We start from the raw sequence: 19552 nt of genomic DNA, 5'->3' as shown, positions 1-19552 counted from the left end.
GCTTAAATTTCAGCGGCCAGTTTGTTGACCAGCTCCGCGTGCGCGTTTTGATCGATAGACGATCCCAGGATTTTCTCTGCACCAGTGACAGCCAGCAGGCCCACTTGGGCACGCAAGGCATCCTTGGCGCTGTTCAGTTCCTGCTCGATCTCTGCCACAGCCTGTGCTTTCACACGCTCTGCCTCGACGCGAGCCTGTTCACGGGCTTCGTCGACGATCTGAGTGCCACGCTTCTTGGCCTGCTCGATGATCTCGGCAGCTTGTGCCTTGGCTTCGCGCAGTTGTTGACCCGCTTTATCTTGGGCCAATTCCAGGTCGCGAGCAGCACGGCTGGCAGCGTCCAGACCATCAGCGATCTTCTTCTGGCGTTCCTGCAGAGCCGCGATGACCGGAGGCCATACGCACTTCATGCAGAACCACACGAAAATGAAGAACGCAACGGACTGGCCTATCAGGGTTGCATTAATGTTCACGCCAACACCTCGCTCGTTCGTTGTACATCACACCAATCACTCGAAATCGAGTGATCAGCCGGCGATCTGACCAACGAAGGGATTCGCGAAGGTGAAGAACAGGGCGATACCAACACCGATCATGGTCACGGCGTCGAGCAGGCCGGCGACGATGAACATTTTAACTTGCAGCATAGGTACCATTTCCGGTTGGCGAGCAGCGCCTTCCAGGAACTTGCCGCCCAGCAGGCCGAAGCCGATAGCGGTACCCAGTGCGCCCAGGCCGATCAGCAGAGCAACAGCGATAGCGGTCAGACCAACTACAGTTTCCATCTTTCCTCCCGACTTTTTACGTCGTATTGGTTAGGTTTTCTTAGGTTTAAAGCGGTAAAGCAAAGTATTCACAGAGCCGTCTCGACGCAGGCGCCGGGTTGCGGCTCTCCTTCCTGAGGGGTGAGCCTCGGGAAGGACATAAGACGCGCCAGACGAGCCTTAATGGTTATCTTCGTGCGCCATCGACAGGTAGACGATGGTCAGCATCATGAAGATGAACGCTTGCAGGGTAATGATCAGGATGTGGAACACTGCCCACGCCCATTGCAGCACCACGCCCAGGCCACTGAGCCAGAGCAGGCCGCTACCGAACATCACCGCGATGAGGATGAACACCAGCTCGCCGGCATACATGTTGCCGAACAACCGGAGCGCCAGCGAAATAGGCTTGGCGATCAGGGTTACGAATTCGAGCAGGAAGTTGACCGGAATCAGCAGGATCTGCACTGCGGTGTTCTTGCTGCTGAACGGGTGCAGGGTAAGTTCACCAATGAAACCGCCGAGCCCCTTGACCTTGATGCTGTAGAAAATGATCAGGGCAAACACCGACAGGGCCATGCCCAGGGTCGCATTCGGGTCGGTAGTCGATACCGCGCGGAAGGCAATCTCGTGATCACCCGACAGCTTGGCGGCGATCTGCGGAATCCAGTCGACCGGAATGAGGTCGATGGCATTCATCAGGAAGACCCAGGCGAAGATGGTCAGAGCCAGCGGTGCGATCACCGGGCTGCGACCATGGAAGCTGTCCTTCACGCTACCGTCGACGAATTCGACCAGAACTTCCACGAAGTTCTGCAGGCCGCTTGGCTGACCGGACGTTGCCTTGCGCGCCGCTAGGCGGAACAGGAGAACGAAGATCAGGCCCAGGGCAACGGACCAGCCGAGTGTGTCGACATGGAATGCCCAGAAGCCCATGGCCTTGGCCTCGGCGGCGCTATGGGCGAAGCCCCAGCTACCGTCGGCAAGCTGGCCGAAGGTGAGGTTTTGAAGGTGGTGCTGTATATAGCCCGAAGCGGTTTCTGCTGCCATGGTTGCCTCAAACGCCCTAAGGTCTCGAAAATCTTGTTCTCATGAGCAAGGGTGCGAACCAGTTGACCCCTTGGATCAACAGGAACACGCCGAACAACGCCAACGGCGCCAGCGGCTTTACCCCTACGAACGCCAGCGCAAACAGCACTGCCGTTAAAATCAGTTTTCCTGCTTCGCCGGCGTAGAACGACCGAACGATAGCCTGTGCTGCTCGGGCGCCGCTGAAGCGAAACGCCTTGAACGCGAAATAAACGTTGGGTAGCCAAGCGATCAGGCCCCCACACAAGCCCGAGTAACCGCTAACCACTCCATGCCACTGCCATAACACCAAAGCGGCCAGTAGCAATGTCACCAATTGAGCCAGCAGGACGGGAAATACAGCCCATCGATGGAAGGGCAAGCGGTTTGGCGTGCGGGTTTCCATCGTTCTGACTCCTGGAGGTCGGCCCGCCGTAAAACCACGACTTGGCATAGAATGTGCCGACAAAATGCGCGCAGAGTATAGGGGCGGTTCAGCCCCTGTTCAACTACCGGCTTGGCTTTTCCGACTGGTCGCTTGAAACCTATTGTTTCAGCGAATGTGAGCAAGCACTCCCTGGAGTTCGTCCAGCGAGTTATACCGGATCACTAACTGGCCTTTGCCCTTGTCTCCGTGTCGAATCTGCACCGCAGACCCCAGCCGCTCTGCGAGGCGTTGTTCCAGCCGAGCGATATCCGGATCGATGCGCTGCTCTTTTTCAGGCTGCTCTGTGGTGTTGAGCCACTGGCGTACCAGTGCCTCGGTTTGGCGCACGGTAAGGCCGCGTGCGACAACATGTCGCGCCCCATCAAGCTGGCGCTCGTCCGGCAGCCCTAGCAATGCCCTGGCGTGACCCATCTCGAGGTCGCCGTGAGCCAGCATCGTCTTGATGCCCTCAGGCAAAGTAATCAAGCGCAGAAGGTTGGTCACCGTAGCCCGAGATTTGCCTACCGCTTCGGCAACCTGCTGTTGGGTTAGCTGGAATTCCTGCTGCAAACGCTGTAACGCGATGGCCTCCTCCAACGGGTTGAGGTCCTCGCGCTGGATGTTCTCGATCAGGGCCATGGCGATGGCCGTTTCGTCGGGCACCTCACGTACCATCGCCGGGATCCGCTCTTGCCCGGCCTGCTGGCTGGCGCGCCAACGCCGCTCACCCGCAATGATTTCATAGCGACCGCCGCCAATGGGGCGTACTACGATCGGTTGCATGACGCCCTGGGCACGAATGGACTGAGCCAGTTCCTCAAGGGCCTGGGGGTCCATGTCACGGCGTGGCTGGTATTTCCCGCGTTGGATGACATCAAGCGGAAGGTATTGCAGTTCCTTTTCGTCCAGCCGAACCGCCTGGGCTTCAAGCACCGAGGCCGAGGGGCCGCTGAGCAGCGCGTCGAGCCCGCGGCCCAGCCCCCGTTTCTTCACAGCCATTGGATTTCCTTAAACCGCCGCAGCGGTACGAGCCTTGCGGCGTTGACGGCGAACCAATTCATTGGCCAGTTCGAGATAGGCCAGAGCGCCTCGCGACTGTTTGTCATAAGCGAGCGCCGGCATGCCGAAGCTCGGTGCTTCAGCGAGGCGGATATTGCGTGGGATGACCGTATCGTAAAGCTGCTCGCCGAAATGCGCTTTCAGCTGGGCAGAAACATCGTTGATCAGACTCAAACGCGGATCGTACATGGTGCGCAGCAAGCCTTCGATCTTGAGCTCAGGGTTGATAGCGGCGCCGATACGCTTGATGTTATCCACAAGGTCGCTGAGCCCCTCAAGCGCGAAATATTCGCACTGCATGGGGATAACTACTCCATCTGCCGCTACCAGTGCGTTCAAGGTAAGCATCGATAGCGAGGGCGGGCAGTCGATCAGAATGAAATCGTAGTTTTCACGGATCGGCGCCAGCGCGTTTCGCAGGCGGCTTTCTTTCATCTGCATTTCGAGCAGCACGACTTCAGCGGCGGTAAGGTCTCTATTGGCTGGCAGTAGTTGATAACCGCCGTGTTCAGAGAAATGCATGGCTTCGCTGAGATCGCATTCTCCGATCAACAGATCATAGACCGAACGCTCGAGTGCATGCTTATCCACACCGCTGCCCATCGTGGCATTACCTTGCGGGTCGAGGTCGATCAACAGCACCCGCCGCTTGGTAGCGACCAGTGAGGCCGCGAGGTTGATGCAGGTCGTGGTTTTACCGACCCCGCCTTTCTGGTTCGCGATCGCGAATACCTTAGCCATTGTCGCTCGTGTTCCCCGTCATGCCTTGCGGCGCAATATCAGTAGATGCCTTTGGCCCTGGCAACCTGGCACGGCCAAAGCATGCGCGCTATCAATTTCAAAGTCAGCAGGCAATGCTACCAGTTCGTCCGCGGGATGCTGACCTTTCATGGCCAACCAGCGGCTTGAGTTATCCCCAAGGTGACGGGTCCAGGTAGCAAAATCCTCGAGGCTGCTAAATGCCCTTGAAACAATCCCGTCGTAGGGAGCCTCAGGTTTATGACCCTCCACGCGGCTGTGGATGACTTCAAGGTTGGTCAGTTTCAGTTCCAGCTTCACCTGGGTCTGGAAGCGGGTTTTCTTGCCATTGCTGTCCAGCGTGGTCACGTATTTGTCCGGGTACAGGATGGCCAGCGGAATTCCTGGCATGCCACCTCCGCTGCCTACGTCCAGCCAGCGCGAGCCCGTGCCGATGTACGAAGCAATGCTCAAACTGTCCAGCAGGTGGCGGGAAACCATTTCGTCCGGATCACGCACCGCCGTCAGGTTGTACGCCTTGTTCCATTTGATCAACAGCGCCAGGTAGGCAAGCAGCTGGTCTTCTTGCTCCAACGTCAGAGCCACGCCCAAGGCCCGAGCACCTGTGGACAACTCGCTACGCTGCTGAGGAGTAATCGAATCGATCAAGCACTTTGCTCCACTTGCCGAACAGCACCGCGTTTTTTCAGGTGAATCATCAACAACGAGATAGCCGCCGGCGTCACTCCAGGAATACGCGAGGCCTGGCCAAGCGTCTCCGGGCGTGCCTGGGTCAGCTTCGACTGGATTTCCTTCGACAGGCCAGAAATGCCCGGATAGTCGATATCCACAGGTAGGCGGACATTTTCGCTGGCCCTGAGCTTCTCGATTTCTTCCTGCTGACGATCGATATATCCGGCGTATTTGACCTTGATCTCTACCTGTTCGGCCACCTGTGGATCAATTTCGGTGGCTCCGGTAAGCGCAGTGAGGCCGGCGTAGTCGATTTCCGGTCGGCTCAGCAGGTTCAAGAGATTGTATTCGTGCGCCAGTGGGGTTCCGTAGCGTTGGGCCAAAGCGTCGCCGATGGGGGTAGACGGGCGCACCCAGGTACTTTTCAGGCGCTGCTCTTCGCGCTCGATTGCCTCTCGCTTAGTACAGAACGCTGCCCAACGCGCATCGTCGACCAGCCCCAGGCGGCGGCCTGTTTCTGTCAAACGAAGGTCTGCATTGTCTTCGCGAAGGACCAACCGGTATTCCGCGCGGGACGTAAACATCCGATACGGTTCCTGGGTTCCCAGGGTAATCAGATCGTCCACCAATACACCGATGTACGCTTCATCGCGGCGCGGGCACCATGCTTCTTCCCCCTTCGCTCGCAGCGCAGCGTTCGTTCCTGCCAACAATCCTTGAGCACCTGCCTCTTCGTAACCGGTGGTTCCGTTGATCTGGCCAGCGAAGAACAGCCCACCAATGGCCTTGGTTTCGAGGCTGTATTTCAAGTCCCGGGGATCAAAGTAGTCGTATTCGATCGCGTAACCAGGACGCATGATGTGGGCGTTTTCCATCCCGCGAATGGACCGGACAATCTGCAGTTGTACATCGAATGGCAGGGAAGTGGAGATCCCGTTCGGGTACAGCTCGTGGGTGGTCAGGCCCTCGGGCTCAATGAATACCTGGTGACTGTCCTTGTCCGCGAACCTGTGGATCTTGTCTTCGATAGACGGGCAGTACCGTGGGCCCACGCCCTCGATCACGCCCGAATACATTGGCGAACGATCAAGGTTTGCCGCGATGATTTCATGGGTTCTGGCATTCGTATGGGTGATCCAGCAGCTCACTTGCCGCGGATGCATGTCGGCATTGCCCATGAATGACATGACGGGGATCGGCGTATCGCCTGGCTGCTCGGTCATCACGGAAAAGTCCACAGACTTCCCATCGATACGAGGCGGGGTGCCGGTTTTCAACCGACCTACACGCAGAGGCAGCTCGCGAAGGCGCTTGGCCAAGGCAATCGAAGGTGGATCGCCAGCACGGCCACCTGAGTAGTTATCAAGCCCGATGTGGATAAGGCCACCCAGGAAGGTCCCGGCAGTCAATACTACCGCATCGGCCAGAAAACGCAGGCCCATCTGCGTGACAACACCCCGTACCTCGTCGCTCTCGACAATCAGGTCATCACACGCCTGCTGAAATATCCACAGGTTCGGCTGGTTTTCCAGGATATCCCGCACAGCTGCCTTGTACAGAACGCGATCAGCTTGAGCGCGCGTAGCGCGAACGGCAGGCCCTTTGCGATTGTTCAAGACACGGAACTGAATACCGCCTTTGTCGGTAGCCAATGCCATGGCCCCGCCTAGCGCGTCTATTTCCTTTACCAGATGGCTCTTGCCAATACCGCCGATGGCGGGGTTGCAGCTCATCTGGCCCAAGGTTTCGACGTTGTGAGTAAGCAATAGTGTGCGAGCGCCCATTCGCGCGGAAGCGAGCGCAGCCTCGGTACCGGCATGGCCTCCGCCGATGACGATCACTTCAAAACGGGAAGGGAAATCCACCACGCACCTCGTGCCTGTTCATATGGGTAATTGGGATAGCTGCGCAGTATAGGGAATTTGCGCGGCTGAATGAAACCGTCTGTGCAAAAAATAGCCAGCCAAGGATGAATGGTTGTTAACAAAAACATAAAAGAAGAGAGATTTATAAAAGCTTTGTTTTTATGTTTATTCTTAGTAAGGCCCTCTTCTGTGGATAACCATCCGAAGGCCTTGGCACACGGAGTTTACAGCCGTGTGGAAAACTGTCGATAGGTACCCTTGGGGGGTTGTGATAAGCCAAGATAAGCTGTGCATAAAAGCATACTTACCCACAACGGGTTTTTGTGCACGGTTTTCGCCATGGGTTATGAAGAGTCCTCACGTAGGGTTTTCCACAGGGCTTATCAGCAGATTGTGGGCAAAAAAAAGCCGACCCAAAGGCCGGCTTGAAAAAAACGAGGGTTATTTTCCGATACAGAAACTTGTGAAAATCCGTCCAAGCAGGTCATCTGAAGTAAATGCCCCCGTGATTTCGCCCAGGCACTGCTGCGCCAGCCGTAAATCTTCCGCCAGCAGCTCGCCGGCTGCGGCATGAACCAGCTGGTTACGGCCGTGATCTAGGTACTGTTGCGCCTGACGGAGCGCTTCCAGGTGCCTGCGGCGGGCGCTGAAACTACCTTCGGCGGTTTGCTCGTAACCCATCACTGCCTTCAGGTGGTCGCGAAGCAATCCCAGGCCTGCGCCGGTATCCAATGCGCTCAAGGTTAATGTGGCCTGGCCATCAGCAGCCGTACGTAGCCCAGGCTGTTCACCCGTGAGGTCTGCCTTGTTACGTACGAGGGTGACACGTTCGAGTGATGGCGCCGTGTCCAGAAACTCAGGCCAGAGCGCGTGGGGGTCTGCCTCCGAGTCGCTACTGGCATCCACCACCAAGAGAATGCGATCGGCGTCCTGAATGGCCTTCAGCGCCCGCTCAACTCCTATCTTCTCTACCAGGTCGCCCGTGTTTCTCAGCCCTGCCGTATCGATGACGTGCAGCGGCATGCCGTCGATGTGAATATGTTCCTTGAGAATGTCCCGCGTGGTGCCCGCGATATCTGTAACGATTGCAGCCTCGCGCCCCGCCAGAAGATTCAACAGGCTTGACTTGCCAGCGTTGGGGCGCCCTGCAATGACCAAGGTCATGCCATCGCGCACCAGTGCGCCCTGACTGGCTTCTGCAAGCACCGTGGCAAGAGCACCGCGAACCGCTTCCAGTTTGGCCAAAACGAGCCCGTCTGCCAGGAAGTCAATTTCTTCCTCGGGAAAGTCTATCGCCGCTTCCACATAGATCCGCAGCTGGATCAGAGCTTCGGTGAGCGCCTCTACCCGTTGAGAGAACGCACCCTGCAACGAGCGCACGGCGTTGCGTGCGGCCTGCTCGGAACTGGCTTCGATCAGGTCGGCGATAGCCTCCGCCTGTGCCAGATCCAGCTTGTCGTTCAGAAATGCCCGCTCACTGAACTCACCAGGGCGGGCCAATCGACAGCCCAGGCTGGTGCAGCGCCGCAGCAGCATGTCGAGCACAACAGGCCCACCGTGGCCATGCAGTTCAAGTACATCTTCTCCTGTGAAGGAGTTCGGTCCTTGGAACAGGATCGCCAGGCCTTCATCCACCACCTCGCCCTGCTCACCATGGAAGGCACCATGATGCGCGTAGCGAGGAACAAGCGGCCGGCGCAGGATCTCGTCGGCGATCCGCTTTGCGTCGGCTCCGGACACACGGACGATGCCTACGCCTCCACGCCCTTGTGCAGTGGCAATGGCTGCGATGGTGTCTTTAGAAAGGTTCATGAGTTATCCACCGGAAAATGCAAAACGCCCCTATCAAGGGGCGTTTGCGAACGAGTGTAGCGGCTTAAGCCGAAGCGTTGGCGTTTGCTCGCTCAATGCTGCGGGTGATGAACCACTGCTGCAGGATCGACAACGTGTTGTTGGTGATCCAGTACAGCACAAGCCCCGCCGGGAACCACAGGAAGAAGAAGGTGAAGACAATCGGCATCAGCTTCATGACCTTGGCCTGCATCGGATCCGGTGGCGCCGGGTTCAGCCGTTGCTGAATGAACATGGTGGCGCCCATGATGATAGGCAGGATGAAGAACGGATCCTTGATGGACAGGTCGGTTATCCAGAACATCCACGGCGCCTGACGCATTTCCACGCTTTCAAGCAGTACCCAGTACAGCGCCAGGAATACAGGCATCTGCACCACGATCGGCAAGCAGCCACCGAGCGGGTTGATCTTCTCCTTCTTGTACAGCTCCATCATCGCCTGGGACATCTTCTGGCGATCGTCGCCAAATTGCTCTTTGAGCGCCGCCAGACGTGGGGCCACCGCTCGCATGCGGGCCATGGACTTGTAGCTGGCCGCTGACAGCGGGAAGAACAGCAGCTTGATCAGTACGGTCAGGCAGATGATCGACCAGCCCCAGTTGTTCAGCAAGCTGTGGATATGCTTGAGCAACCAGAAGATAGGCTGCGCGATGAACCAAAGGAAGCCGTAGTCGACGGTCAGTTCCAGGCCTGGGGACAACTCCTTCAGCTTGTTCTGGACTTTCGGGCCGGCGTACAACGTGGCGGTCGTTTCGACCTTGGCGCCGGGCGCGACGGTCATGGTCGGGCCAGTAAAGCCAACGATGTAGTTACCCTGGCTGTCCTTGCGGGTCATCACGTTGTTGCTGTCGCCGCTGGCAGGTACCCATGCGGTGACAAAGTAGTGTTGCAACCAGGCTACCCAGCCGCCTTGGACCGTTTCCTTGAACTGGCCCTTGTCGATGTCCTTCATGGGGACTTTCTTGTAGGGCTCTGAGGTTGTCCACAGGGCCGCGCCCAGGTAGGTGGCGGTCCCAGTGGCGGTGCTCGAAGAGGGATCGGAGCTCGCATCGCGCTTGAGCTGGGCAAACAGGTTGCCCACCCAGGCCTGAGTGCTCTGGTTGTCGATCAGGTAGCTGACCGTGAGGTCATACTCGCCTCGCTTCAGGCTGAAGCGTTTGATGTAGTTGATGTTGTTCTGGCTGAACGAAAGGTCCACAACCAACTGGTCCTGCCCTTCGGCCAGTTGATAACTGGCACTCGAGCTGGTGTAGAGCGGACGGCCAGAGGCCTGAACGTCCGGGCCATTGGCTCCGGTCAGGCCGCTTTGGGCCAGATACACGCGCTCACTGCCATTGTCGAACAGCTGGAAAGGAATTTCCGGATGATCCTGCCGCCGCGGATACTGGGGCAGTGTGAGTTGCACGATATCCCCGCCCTTCGGATCGATGGCAAGGTCGAGCACATCAGTGCGCACCCGGATCAGCTCCTGGCTGGATGCTGCTGGAGCCGTTGCTGCGGCTACTGCCGGTGCATTGGTGTCCGGCACATCGGACGTCGTTGCGTTGGCGCCAGGTGCTTGCGGTAAATCCGAAGGGATCGCGGCCTGGGTCGCTGCGCTCTGGGTCGGCAGGGCAGCCTGGCCGTAGTCCTGATTCCACTTCAGGACCAGAACGTAGGCCACGACTGCCAGGGCGCCCATCAGGATCGTACGTTTTATATCCATGATTACTCGGCTTTCGAATTATTACGAAGGGTGGACACGGACGGGACGGGATCGAAACCGCCAGCATTCCAGGGATGGCAGCGCCCCAGCCGGCGTATGGTCAGCCAGCTCCCACGCCATACGCCGTACTGGCTGATGGCTTCATGGGCATAACAGGAGCAACTGGGATAGAAACGGCAATGACTGGCCATCAGGGGACTAATGGCATAGCGGTAAAACTGGATCGGTAGCAGGACCAGTTTACGCATCTTGGCTGTGCTGTTCCTTGGGTTCGGTGTGAGCAGCCGGCCGAGATCGGGCCAGACGCTTCCAAAGCTTGGCGAAATGCAAATGCAGCTCGGTGTTCTCGAGGTCGCCGAGCCCCTTTCGGGCCACGATGACGATATCCCAGCCAGCCAGTGATTCCTGGTGATGGCGGAACGAGTCACGAATCACACGTTTGATACGGTTGCGCTGCACTGACAGCTTGACGCTTTTCTTGCCGATCACCAGCCCGAGGCGTGGATGATCGAGCTGGTTATCCTTGGCAAGGATCAGGAGATGCTTCCCCGGGACCTTGCCGGTCGGGGAGTCAAAGACTGCCTTGAATTGCTTCGGAACAAGCAGTCGCTTGCTCCGGCTGAAGTCCTGACTCACCTACCTGTGCCGGCAAATCAGACAGCCAGACGCTTACGGCCCTTGGCGCGACGACGCGACAGGACGGCGCGGCCGTTCTTGGTGGCCATGCGAGCACGGAAACCGTGGGTGCGAGCGCGCTTGATGGTGCTGGGTTGGAAAGTACGTTTCATGGACAGTTACCTGGTTGGTCGGCTGGGCCCCAATGGCCCGGTTTTCAAGAGACCGGCGATTCTATTGAAAGCACGGGCATAGGTCAATTTCCGACCAGCTTTTCCTTACATATGGTTACAGGGTCGCTTGCGTCAGAACGAAGCAGGAAACAGAAATAAAAAGAAGGACGTATAAAAAGCTTTTCTGTAGAGCTTATAAAGCTTGAGGAAGCCGTTCCTTGTGGATAACCTTATTTCACCCAATAGATTAGGGCTCTCCGAGGCCGTCAAAGGTTGTCCACAAGCAGCGCGCATCCTGTTCAGTCTGTGGATAAAACCTGTGCACAGAATTGCTAGATATCCACAGCCAGGTTATCAACAGGGTTTGGACCCCACTAACCCACTGGGCTCAGACTACGTTTTCCACAGGGCTCTCGCGGATCTTTTTTTGCACGCTTTTCCACCCTATCGAGCTTGATGTCCTCCGCTGAGCGGCAGGTGTGGATAACTAACTCGGCGCTAGGTACAATGGCCGACGCTTTTTTGCCCTTCGGGCTTATCTATCTCTGGGGATTCCTGTGTCAGTGGAAATCTGGCAGCAGTGCGTGGAATTGCTCCGCGAGGAACTGCCTGCTCAACTGTTCAATACCTGGATACGTCCGCTCCAGGCGGAAGCTGAAGGTGACGAGTTGCGCATCTATGCGCCTAACCGCTTCGTCCTGGATTGGGTCAATGAGAAATACCTGGGTCGCTTGCTCGAGTTGATGGCTGAACGCGGCGAGGGTTCTGTGCCTGCCCTTTCGCTGCTGATCGGTAGCCGTCGCAGTTCTGCTCCGCGCACTGCTGCCAATGCGCCCATGCCAGCTGCCTCCATGCCTGCGCCTGCGCCAGCTTCTGTTCAACCCGCGGCCCCGGCGCCAATACCGGCTGCGCCGAAGGGCGTCGACTCGGAGCCATCGCGGGACAGCTTCGATCCAATGACCGCCCCGAGCACTGCGCGAAGCGAAACGCGCAGTGTCCAGGTTGAAGGCGCGCTCAAACACACCAGTTACCTCAACCGCACTTTTACCTTCGAAAATTTCGTGGAAGGCAAGTCGAACCAGTTGGCTCGAGCAGCGGCATGGCAGGTTGCGGATAATCCCAAGCATGGGTACAACCCACTGTTCCTTTATGGTGGGGTTGGCCTGGGTAAAACCCACCTCATGCATGCTGTGGGTAACCATTTGCTCAAGAAAAATCCAAATGCCAAGGTGGTGTACCTGCATTCGGAGCGATTCGTCGCTGACATGGTCAAGGCCTTGCAGCTGAACGCTATCAATGAGTTCAAGCGCTTTTATCGGTCGGTGGACGCGCTGCTGATCGATGACATTCAATTTTTTGCACGCAAGGAACGGTCCCAGGAAGAGTTCTTCCATACCTTCAATGCCTTGCTCGAGGGTGGCCAGCAGGTCATCCTTACCAGCGATCGTTACCCAAAGGAAATCGAGGGCCTCGAGGAGCGCTTGAAATCGCGCTTTGGCTGGGGGCTGACGGTTGCCGTCGAACCTCCGGAGCTCGAGACAAGGGTTGCGATTCTCATGAAGAAAGCTGATCAGGCGAAGGTGGAATTGCCCCACGACGCCGCATTCTTCATCGCTCAACGAATCCGCTCCAATGTGCGCGAACTCGAAGGTGCCCTTAAGCGGGTGATTGCCCATGCGCATTTCATGGGGCGCGACATCACGATCGAGTTGATCCGCGAGTCCTTGAAGGACCTTCTTGCACTGCAGGACAAATTGGTCAGTGTGGATAACATTCAGCGCACAGTAGCCGAGTACTACAAGATCAAGATCTCCGATCTCCTTTCCAAGCGTCGCTCGCGATCCGTCGCAAGGCCCCGCCAGGTCGCGATGGCTCTATCCAAGGAACTGACCAATCACAGCTTGCCTGAGATCGGTGATGTATTCGGTGGGCGCGATCATACGACGGTCTTGCATGCCTGCAGAAAGATCAACGAATTGAAAGAATCTGACGCGGATATTCGCGAGGATTACAAGAACCTGCTCCGTACGCTTACCACTTGACGCTTACGTAGCTGCCACGAAAAAGGCCAGGAACTGACGCCATGCATTTTTCCATTCAACGAGAGGCGCTCCTCAAGCCTCTGCAACTGGTTGCCGGGGTGGTAGAACGCCGCCAGACGCTTCCCGTGCTTTCCAACGTGTTGCTGGTGGTCCAGGGGCAGCAGCTTTCCCTTACCGGTACCGATCTGGAAGTTGAGCTCGTAGGCCGCGTGCAGCTGGAAGAGCCCGCGGAACCAGGCGAAATCACGGTGCCTGCCCGCAAGCTGATGGATATATGCAAAAGCCTTCCCGCCGATGCGCAGATCGACGTGCGTCTGGATGAGCAGAAGCTTCTGGTAAAGGCCGGCCGCAGCCGCTTCACTTTATCCACGTTGCCCGCCAGCGACTTCCCTACGGCCGAAGAGGGTCACGGTTCCCTCACCTGCACCCTTGCCCAGGGCAAGCTGCGCCGCTTGATCGAGCGCACCGGGTTTGCCATGGCTCAACAGGACGTACGCTATTACCTGAACGGGATGTTGTTGGAAGTTTCGACCGGGCTGATTCGCGCGGTCGCCACGGATGGTCACCGGCTGGCCATGTGCTCAATGACGGCCGACCTCGGTCAGGCCGACAAGCATCAGGTTATCGTGCCTCGCAAGGGCATTCTTGAACTCGCCCGCCTACTGACCGATCCAGATGGTACCGTCAGCATCGTACTGGGCATGCATCACATTCGTGCTACTACGGGTGAGTTCACCTTCACCTCCAAATTGGTTGATGGCAAGTTCCCCGATTACGAGCGTGTTCTGCCAAAAGGCGGCGATAAGGTTGTGCTCGGAGACAGGCAGGCTTTGAAAGAAGCATTCAGCCGTACAGCCATTCTTTCGAACGAAAAATACCGCGGCATCCGTTTGCAGCTCGGTACTGGTCAGTTGAAGATCCAGGCAAACAATCCCGAACAGGAAGAGGCTGAGGAAGAAATCAGCGTCGACTATAGCGGGGGTAGCCTGGAGATCGGCTTCAACGTTAGTTACCTGCTGGACGTGCTTGGGGTAATGACAACGGAGCAGGTACGCTTGGTGCTATCCGATTCCAATAGCAGCGCATTGCTTCAGGAAGCCGATAATGACGATTCATCCTACGTCGTGATGCCGATGCGGCTTTGATCGCCTATCAATGTCTCTTTCCCGTGTTTCCGTCACTGCGGTGCGTAACCTGCACCCAGTGACATTGCTGCCCTCCCCTCGGATAAACATTCTCCACGGCGACAATGGCAGCGGTAAAACCAGCGTTCTTGAAGCTATCCATCTTCTTGCCTTGGCGCGCTCCTTCCGCAGCACTCGCCTCCAGCCGGTCATTCAATACGAGCAACCCGCCTGCACCGTGTTCGGCCAGGTCTTGGTTGAGAATGACCGCGTATGCAACCTAGGCGTGTCTCGCCAGCGGGATGGCGACTTCGTGATCCGTATCGACGGCGAAAATGCCCGGAGCGCTGCGCAGTTGGCCGAAGTGCTTCCTCTGCAGTTGATCAACCCCGACAGCTTCAGGCTTCTGGAGGGCGCTCCCAAGGTCAGGCGGCAGTTCCTGGACTGGGGAGTGTTCCACGTGGAACCTCGATTTCTCCCCGTTTGGCAGCGGCTGCAGAAGGCTCTGAAGCAACGGAACTCATGGCTGCGGCATGGTACAATAGACGCCGTTTCGCAGGCTGCTTGGGACCGGGAACTACTGTCGGCCAGCGCGCAGATTGATGAATTCAGACAATCGTATATCCAGCAGCTCAAGCCTGTATTTGATCAGATCCTCGGTGAGCTGGTTGATTTACCAGGTCTGTCCCTGAGCTATTTCCGCGGCTGGGACAAGGACCGTGAATTGAGCGAAGTGCTGGCCGGTTCGTTGTTACGTGACCGGCAACTGGGCCATACGCATTCGGGGCCACAGCGCGCTGATTTACGGCTCCGCCAAGGTAGCCATAACGCTGCAGAAACTCTCTCCCGAGGCCAACAGAAACTAGTGGTCTGCGCCCTACGTATCGCTCAAGGCCACCTGTTAAGCCAAGTCCGTAGAAGCCAGTGTGTTTATCTGGTAGACGACCTGCCCTCTGAACTTGACGAGCAGCACCGCAGGGCTCTGTGCCGGCTGCTTGAAGAATTGAAATGTCAGGTGTTCATCACCTGCGTTAACCATGAATTCCTGAGTAATGATTGGCATGAAGATACGGAGGTATCGTTGTTCCACGTGGAACATGGCCACATCACTCAGACCTCGAAACATCAGGAGTGAAGCATGAGCGACAACCAGACATATGACTCCTCAAGCATCAAGGTACTGAAAGGCCTGGATGCGGTTCGCAAGCGCCCCGGTATGTACATCGGCGACACAGACGATGGAAGCGGCCTGCACCACATGGTGTTCGAGGTGCTGGACAACTCGATTGACGAAGCGCTGGCCGGCCACTGTGATGACATTACCGTAACCATCCACCCGGACGAGTCCATCTCCGTTCGCGACAACGGCCGCGGCATTCCTGTGGACGTGCATAAAGAAGAAGGCGTGTCAGCGGCGGAAGTCATCATGACCGTCCTGCACGCCGGCGGTAAATTCGACGACAACTCCTACAAGGTATCCGGGGGCCTCCACGGTGTAGGCGTGTCGGTTGTGAACGCCTTGTCTGAATCGCTGCTCCTGACCGTTCGCCGCAGTGGCAAGATCTGGGAGCAACACTACGTTCATGGCGTACCGCAGGAGCCAATGAAGGTAGTAGGAGACAGCGAAACCACGGGTACAGAAATCCATTTCAAACCGTCAGCTGAGACCTTCAAGAACATCCATTTCAGCTGGGATATCCTTGCGAAGCGAATCCGTGAGCTGTCGTTCCTCAACTCGGGCGTCGGGATCTTCCTGAAGGACGAGCGCAGCGGCAAAGAAGAGTTCTTCAAATATGAAGGCGGCCTGCGCGCATTCGTTGAATACCTGAACACCAACAAGACCACAGTGAACCAGCAGGTTTTCCACTTTACCGTGCAGCGCGAAGACGGCGTGGGCGTGGAAATCGCCTTGCAGTGGAACGATGGCTTCAATGAGAACCTCCTCTGCTTCACCAACAACATTCCACAGCGCGATGGCGGCACCCACCTGGTGGGCTTCCGCTCGGCCCTCACCCGGAACCTCAATACCTATATTGAGCAGGAAGGCTTGTCGAAGAAGCACAAGGTGGCGACCACGGGTGACGATGCCCGTGAAGGGCTCACGGCGATCATCTCAGTGAAAGTGCCAGATCCCAAGTTCAGCTCGCAGACCAAGGACAAGCTGGTTTCGTCCGAAGTAAAAACCGCTGTCGAGCAGGAAATGGGTAAATATTTCTCCGATTTCCTGTTGGAGAACCCGAACGAAGCGAAGGCAGTGGTCGGCAAGATGATCGATGCTGCTCGTGCACGGGAAGCAGCCCGCAAGGCGCGTGAGATGACCCGCCGCAAGGGCGCCCTGGATATTGCAGGCTTACCCGGCAAGCTGGCGGATTGTCAGGAAAAGGACCCTGCCCTTTCCGAGCTGTACCTGGTGGAGGGAGACTCTGCAGGTGGGTCCGCCAAACAAGGCCGCAATCGTCGTACCCAGGCCATCCTTCCGCTGAAGGGCAAAATCCTCAACGTTGAGAAGGCACGTTTCGACAAGATGATCGCGTCGCAGGAAGTGGGCACGCTGATCACCGCGCTCGGCTGTGGCATTGGTCGTGACGAATACAACATCGAGAAATTGCGTTACCACAACATCATCATCATGACCGACGCTGATGTGGATGGCTCGCACATTCGAACCCTGCTGCTGACCTTCTTCTTCCGTCAGCTGCCGGAGCTGATCGAACGAGGCTATGTGTACATTGCCCAGCCACCGCTTTATAAGGTGAAAAGAGGCAAGCAGGAACAGTACATCAAGGACGACGAGGCGATGGAGGAATACCTCACTCAAACCGCCCTTGAAGACGCCAGCCTGCACTTGGGCGAAGACGCGCCAGGTATCAAGGGCGAAGCCCTGGAGCGCCTGGTGAACGACTACCGCATGGTCATGAAAACCCTTAAGCGGCTGTCTCGTTTGTACCCTCAGGAAATCACCGAGCATTTTGTTTACCTGCAGCCGGTATCGCTTGAGCAGCTGGGTAATCATGCAGCGATGCAAGAATGGCTGGGGCATTTCGCGAATCGCCTGAAGCGTTCGGAGAAGTCCGGGCTCACCTACAAGGCGACCTTGCGCGAAGATCGTGAGCGCAACCTGTGGCTACCCGAGGTGGAAGTGCTGTCCCATGGCTTGGCAAGCTATGTGACCTTCAACCGGGACTTCTTCGGTAGCAATGATTACCGCACCGTAACGGCCCTGGGGGCTCAGCTGAACAGCTTGCTCGACGAGGGTGCGTACGTTCAGCGGGGTGAGCGTAAAAAGCCCGTGAGCGAGTTCAAGGAAGCCTTGGACTGGTTGATGACCGAGACGGCCAAACGTTTCAGTATTCAGCGCTATAAAGGGCTTGGTGAGATGAACCCGGATCAGCTCTGGGAAACTACGATGGACCCAACGGTGCGTCGTATGTTGAAGGTCACCATCGAAGACGCCATTGGTGCGGACCAGATCTTCAATACCTTGATGGGCGATGCTGTTGAGCCTCGCCGCGATTTCATCGAGAGCAATGCGCTAGCGGTGTCCAACCTGGACTTCTGATCCCTCGTTAGGTCGCAATAGAAACCCCAGCTTACGCTGGGGTTTTTTTATGCGTTATCTGATCAAATACCGGTGTTCAAGTCCTCCCGGATTGTCGCCTTCGGCTGCCCGGGCCACGTTCCGGTCAGGTCAATATGCATTACCCCCGCCGGCCATTGCGCTACCGGAACTGCCCAGGAAAGGGTTTGCCGGACATCCTTGAACACGCCCTTGAACACCAGCTCTATCTCCAGCTCCTGCGCGTTCACAGGGATGTTGGCAAAGCTGCCGGACAGCCCGCCGGAGATGGTCGTCACCGGCTCATTTACACGCTTGCCATTTACGCTGTAGCTGAGCTTGGCCTTGGTAATGTACGTCGTTCCTTTACTGGCCTTGCTATCCAGGAAAAGCGACAACCCATTGACTCTCCCCCGCCACGCCGGCAGCACGGTACGGCCTTCGAAGGAAGAAAACGCGAAGGCTACCGGGATCAGCTCGCTAGCCACCTCCCCTTCCGTTGCAGGCCACACGTGCTTGTCCAGGGAGTGAGTTTCCCGGCTGTAGCTATAGCTGGCGCGCACGGAGCCACCAGGGCCTTTCTCTCCCAGCAGGGCATGCAGGCCTTTGACGGTCCCACCCAAGGTATAGGAAGCGTCTTTATCGTTCGCACCGATGTTGAGTCCGCTTTTCGCGTACACGACCTCGGTGATAACACCGAAGCCTTGAGCGATCTTGCCATTCTGGGCGAACCCTACTTTTTCCGCTGCGGCCAATAGCCAGGTGTATTGGTCGTTCAGAATTCCCAGGTCAGTAACTGCTACCTCTTTGGCGATCGCAAATTCGGAGGCTATCGAATCTTTATTTTGAAAGCGCCACACGAATTCAACCTCCGGCTTGAGGCTCAGCCCCGAGTGAGGATCGATCACAGAGGCTTCACCCTTAACGTCCGCCTGCTGCCGACTTACGCCTTCACTGCTGAGCTTCCAACTGGAAGAAACGAGCTTCTCCTTCACCGCGAGAGAAGGAACGGTTTCCTCTACCAGCTTGAAGGCCCCGGTGGACGTATCTACGAAACCGACTGCCCCTGGTTGGATAGTCGGAGCCAACGCCCAGTTACCCCACAGGTTAGGGCGGCTTTGGCGTATCAGATGTGTAAATCGATTGTTCCAGTCCGACATGGTGCACTCCCTTGCGTTTACCAACGAGGGAGCAACCTACCTTTTCCGTACCGGTTGGCGGAGCAGGAACATATTCCCTGCCGCCGGGATCGCTGGGCTATTCTCCGATCATCAATCCATTTGGTGGCAACGGTAGCGCCGTTTTATAGCGAACCTGCTTGAGTGCAAAGCTTGAGCGGATATTGGCGACGCCGGGAAATCGAGTGAGGTGATTGATGATGAAACGCTCCAGTGCGTGTATGTCCGGAACCAGGACACGGATCAAGTAATCTGCGTCGCCGCTCATGAGGTAGCACTCCATCACCTCGGGGCGCTGAGAAATAGCCTCTTCAAAACGCGCCAGTGCCCCATCCACCTGTTTCTCAAGGCTCACGTGAATAAAGACATTGACGTGCAGGCCAAGCATCTCAGGGGCGAGAAGCGTCACCTGTTGCTTGATCAACCCCAGCTCCTCCATTGCTTTCACCCGGTTGAAGCATGGCGTGGATGAGAGGTTTACCGTACGAGCAAGCTCTGCGTTCGTGATACGCGCGTTGTCCTGCAGCGCGTTAAGGATGGAGATATCAGTTCTATCCAGCTTACGCATGGGTTTTCCTTCAATGCCAAATACGTCCATGACTGATTTATGGCAATAAGCCATTAGCCACAGCTACTGTTTCTTATAGGTTTTGGAATGTGGTACGTACCACGGTGTACATAGTCCGCGTTAGGT

19 protein-coding genes are annotated in these 19552 nt (G+C 56.9%); 4 read left to right on the top strand and 15 right to left on the bottom strand.

Going from position 1 to position 19552, the window contains the following annotated elements; genetic code table 11:
- Positions 1-2: 2 nt before the first annotated feature.
- From LG385_RS20790 to rpmH, 13 genes are all read right to left on the bottom strand, one after another.
- A complete protein-coding gene (locus LG385_RS20790; RefSeq protein WP_181111173.1) occupies positions 3-473 on the bottom strand; it encodes a F0F1 ATP synthase subunit B in 471 nt (156 codons plus the stop codon).
- 54 nt (positions 474-527) lie between these two features.
- Complete coding sequence (gene atpE / locus LG385_RS20785; protein ID WP_003097235.1) at positions 528-785, bottom strand: F0F1 ATP synthase subunit C; 258 nt, start codon at positions 783-785, stop codon at positions 528-530.
- A 159-nt stretch (positions 786-944) separates the two neighbouring features.
- Positions 945-1814: a F0F1 ATP synthase subunit A gene (gene atpB / locus LG385_RS20780; RefSeq protein ID WP_181111174.1), complete on the bottom strand. Its 870-nt coding sequence runs from the start codon at positions 1812-1814 to the stop codon at positions 945-947.
- A 16-nt stretch (positions 1815-1830) separates the two neighbouring features.
- Complete coding sequence (locus tag LG385_RS20775) at positions 1831-2238, bottom strand: F0F1 ATP synthase subunit I (RefSeq protein WP_181111175.1); 408 nt, start codon at positions 2236-2238, stop codon at positions 1831-1833.
- A 147-nt stretch (positions 2239-2385) separates the two neighbouring features.
- Positions 2386-3258: a ParB/RepB/Spo0J family partition protein gene (locus tag LG385_RS20770; protein WP_181119196.1), complete on the bottom strand. Its 873-nt coding sequence runs from the start codon at positions 3256-3258 to the stop codon at positions 2386-2388.
- A gap of 9 nt (positions 3259-3267) precedes the next feature.
- Positions 3268-4059, bottom strand: a complete 792-nt coding sequence (locus tag LG385_RS20765) for a ParA family protein (protein WP_181111177.1) — start codon at positions 4057-4059, stop codon at positions 3268-3270.
- 18 nt (positions 4060-4077) lie between these two features.
- Positions 4078-4722, bottom strand: coding sequence for a 16S rRNA (guanine(527)-N(7))-methyltransferase RsmG (gene rsmG / locus LG385_RS20760; RefSeq protein ID WP_413247387.1), 645 nt, complete (start codon positions 4720-4722; stop codon positions 4078-4080).
- On the bottom strand, positions 4722-6614 hold the full coding sequence (gene mnmG, locus LG385_RS20755; RefSeq protein WP_225775737.1) for a tRNA uridine-5-carboxymethylaminomethyl(34) synthesis enzyme MnmG: 1893 nt from the start codon (positions 6612-6614) through the stop codon (positions 4722-4724). Before mnmG ends, rsmG begins: the two co-directional genes overlap by 1 nt.
- Before the next feature lie 441 nt (positions 6615-7055).
- Positions 7056-8426 (bottom strand): tRNA uridine-5-carboxymethylaminomethyl(34) synthesis GTPase MnmE, encoded by a 1371-nt coding sequence (gene mnmE / locus LG385_RS20750; RefSeq protein WP_225775736.1) that lies wholly within the window; start codon positions 8424-8426, stop codon positions 7056-7058.
- Positions 8427-8490: 64 nt separating this feature from the next.
- Entirely contained in the window at positions 8491-10170 is a 1680-nt protein-coding gene (gene yidC / locus LG385_RS20745; protein WP_225775735.1) for a membrane protein insertase YidC, read from the bottom strand.
- A gap of 2 nt (positions 10171-10172) precedes the next feature.
- The gene (gene yidD, locus LG385_RS20740) at positions 10173-10418 is read right to left on the bottom strand and encodes a membrane protein insertion efficiency factor YidD (protein WP_181111182.1); all 246 of its coding nucleotides are present in this window, start codon (positions 10416-10418) and stop codon (positions 10173-10175) included.
- Entirely contained in the window at positions 10411-10806 is a 396-nt protein-coding gene (rnpA, locus tag LG385_RS20735; protein WP_181111183.1) for a ribonuclease P protein component, read from the bottom strand. Before rnpA ends, yidD begins: the two co-directional genes overlap by 8 nt.
- Positions 10807-10823: 17 nt before the next feature.
- Complete coding sequence (gene rpmH, locus LG385_RS20730; protein WP_002551315.1) at positions 10824-10958, bottom strand: 50S ribosomal protein L34; 135 nt, start codon at positions 10956-10958, stop codon at positions 10824-10826.
- 557 nt (positions 10959-11515) lie between these two features.
- On the opposite strand from rpmH, the gene dnaA reads away from it, so the two are divergent.
- From dnaA to gyrB, 4 genes are read left to right on the top strand one after another with little or no spacing between them, the layout of a single operon-like run.
- Positions 11516-13000: a chromosomal replication initiator protein DnaA gene (gene dnaA / locus LG385_RS20725; protein WP_225775734.1), complete on the top strand. Its 1485-nt coding sequence runs from the start codon at positions 11516-11518 to the stop codon at positions 12998-13000.
- Positions 13001-13041: 41 nt separating this feature from the next.
- On the top strand, positions 13042-14145 hold the full coding sequence (dnaN, locus tag LG385_RS20720) for a DNA polymerase III subunit beta (protein WP_225775733.1): 1104 nt from the start codon (positions 13042-13044) through the stop codon (positions 14143-14145).
- A gap of 10 nt (positions 14146-14155) precedes the next feature.
- Entirely contained in the window at positions 14156-15259 is a 1104-nt protein-coding gene (recF, locus tag LG385_RS20715) for a DNA replication/repair protein RecF (protein WP_225775732.1), read from the top strand.
- 3 nt (positions 15260-15262) lie between these two features.
- Positions 15263-17683 (top strand): DNA topoisomerase (ATP-hydrolyzing) subunit B, encoded by a 2421-nt coding sequence (gene gyrB / locus LG385_RS20710; protein WP_225775731.1) that lies wholly within the window; start codon positions 15263-15265, stop codon positions 17681-17683.
- Between the two features lie 62 nt (positions 17684-17745).
- Here the strand turns inward: gyrB and LG385_RS20705 are convergent, their stop codons facing one another.
- Positions 17746-18840, bottom strand: coding sequence for a hypothetical protein (locus LG385_RS20705; RefSeq protein WP_225775730.1), 1095 nt, complete (start codon positions 18838-18840; stop codon positions 17746-17748).
- Between the two features lie 97 nt (positions 18841-18937).
- On the bottom strand, positions 18938-19426 hold the full coding sequence (locus LG385_RS20700) for an Lrp/AsnC family transcriptional regulator (protein WP_181111189.1): 489 nt from the start codon (positions 19424-19426) through the stop codon (positions 18938-18940).
- Positions 19427-19552: the final 126 nt, after the last annotated feature.

Origin of the sequence: Pseudomonas sp. Marseille-Q5115, assembly GCF_916618905.1 — a bacterium.
GTDB lineage: Bacteria > Pseudomonadota > Gammaproteobacteria > Pseudomonadales > Pseudomonadaceae > Aquipseudomonas > Aquipseudomonas japonica_A.
The sequence above is the reverse complement of the archived record's forward strand: the minus strand, read 5'-3'. Positions and strand labels throughout refer to the sequence as shown.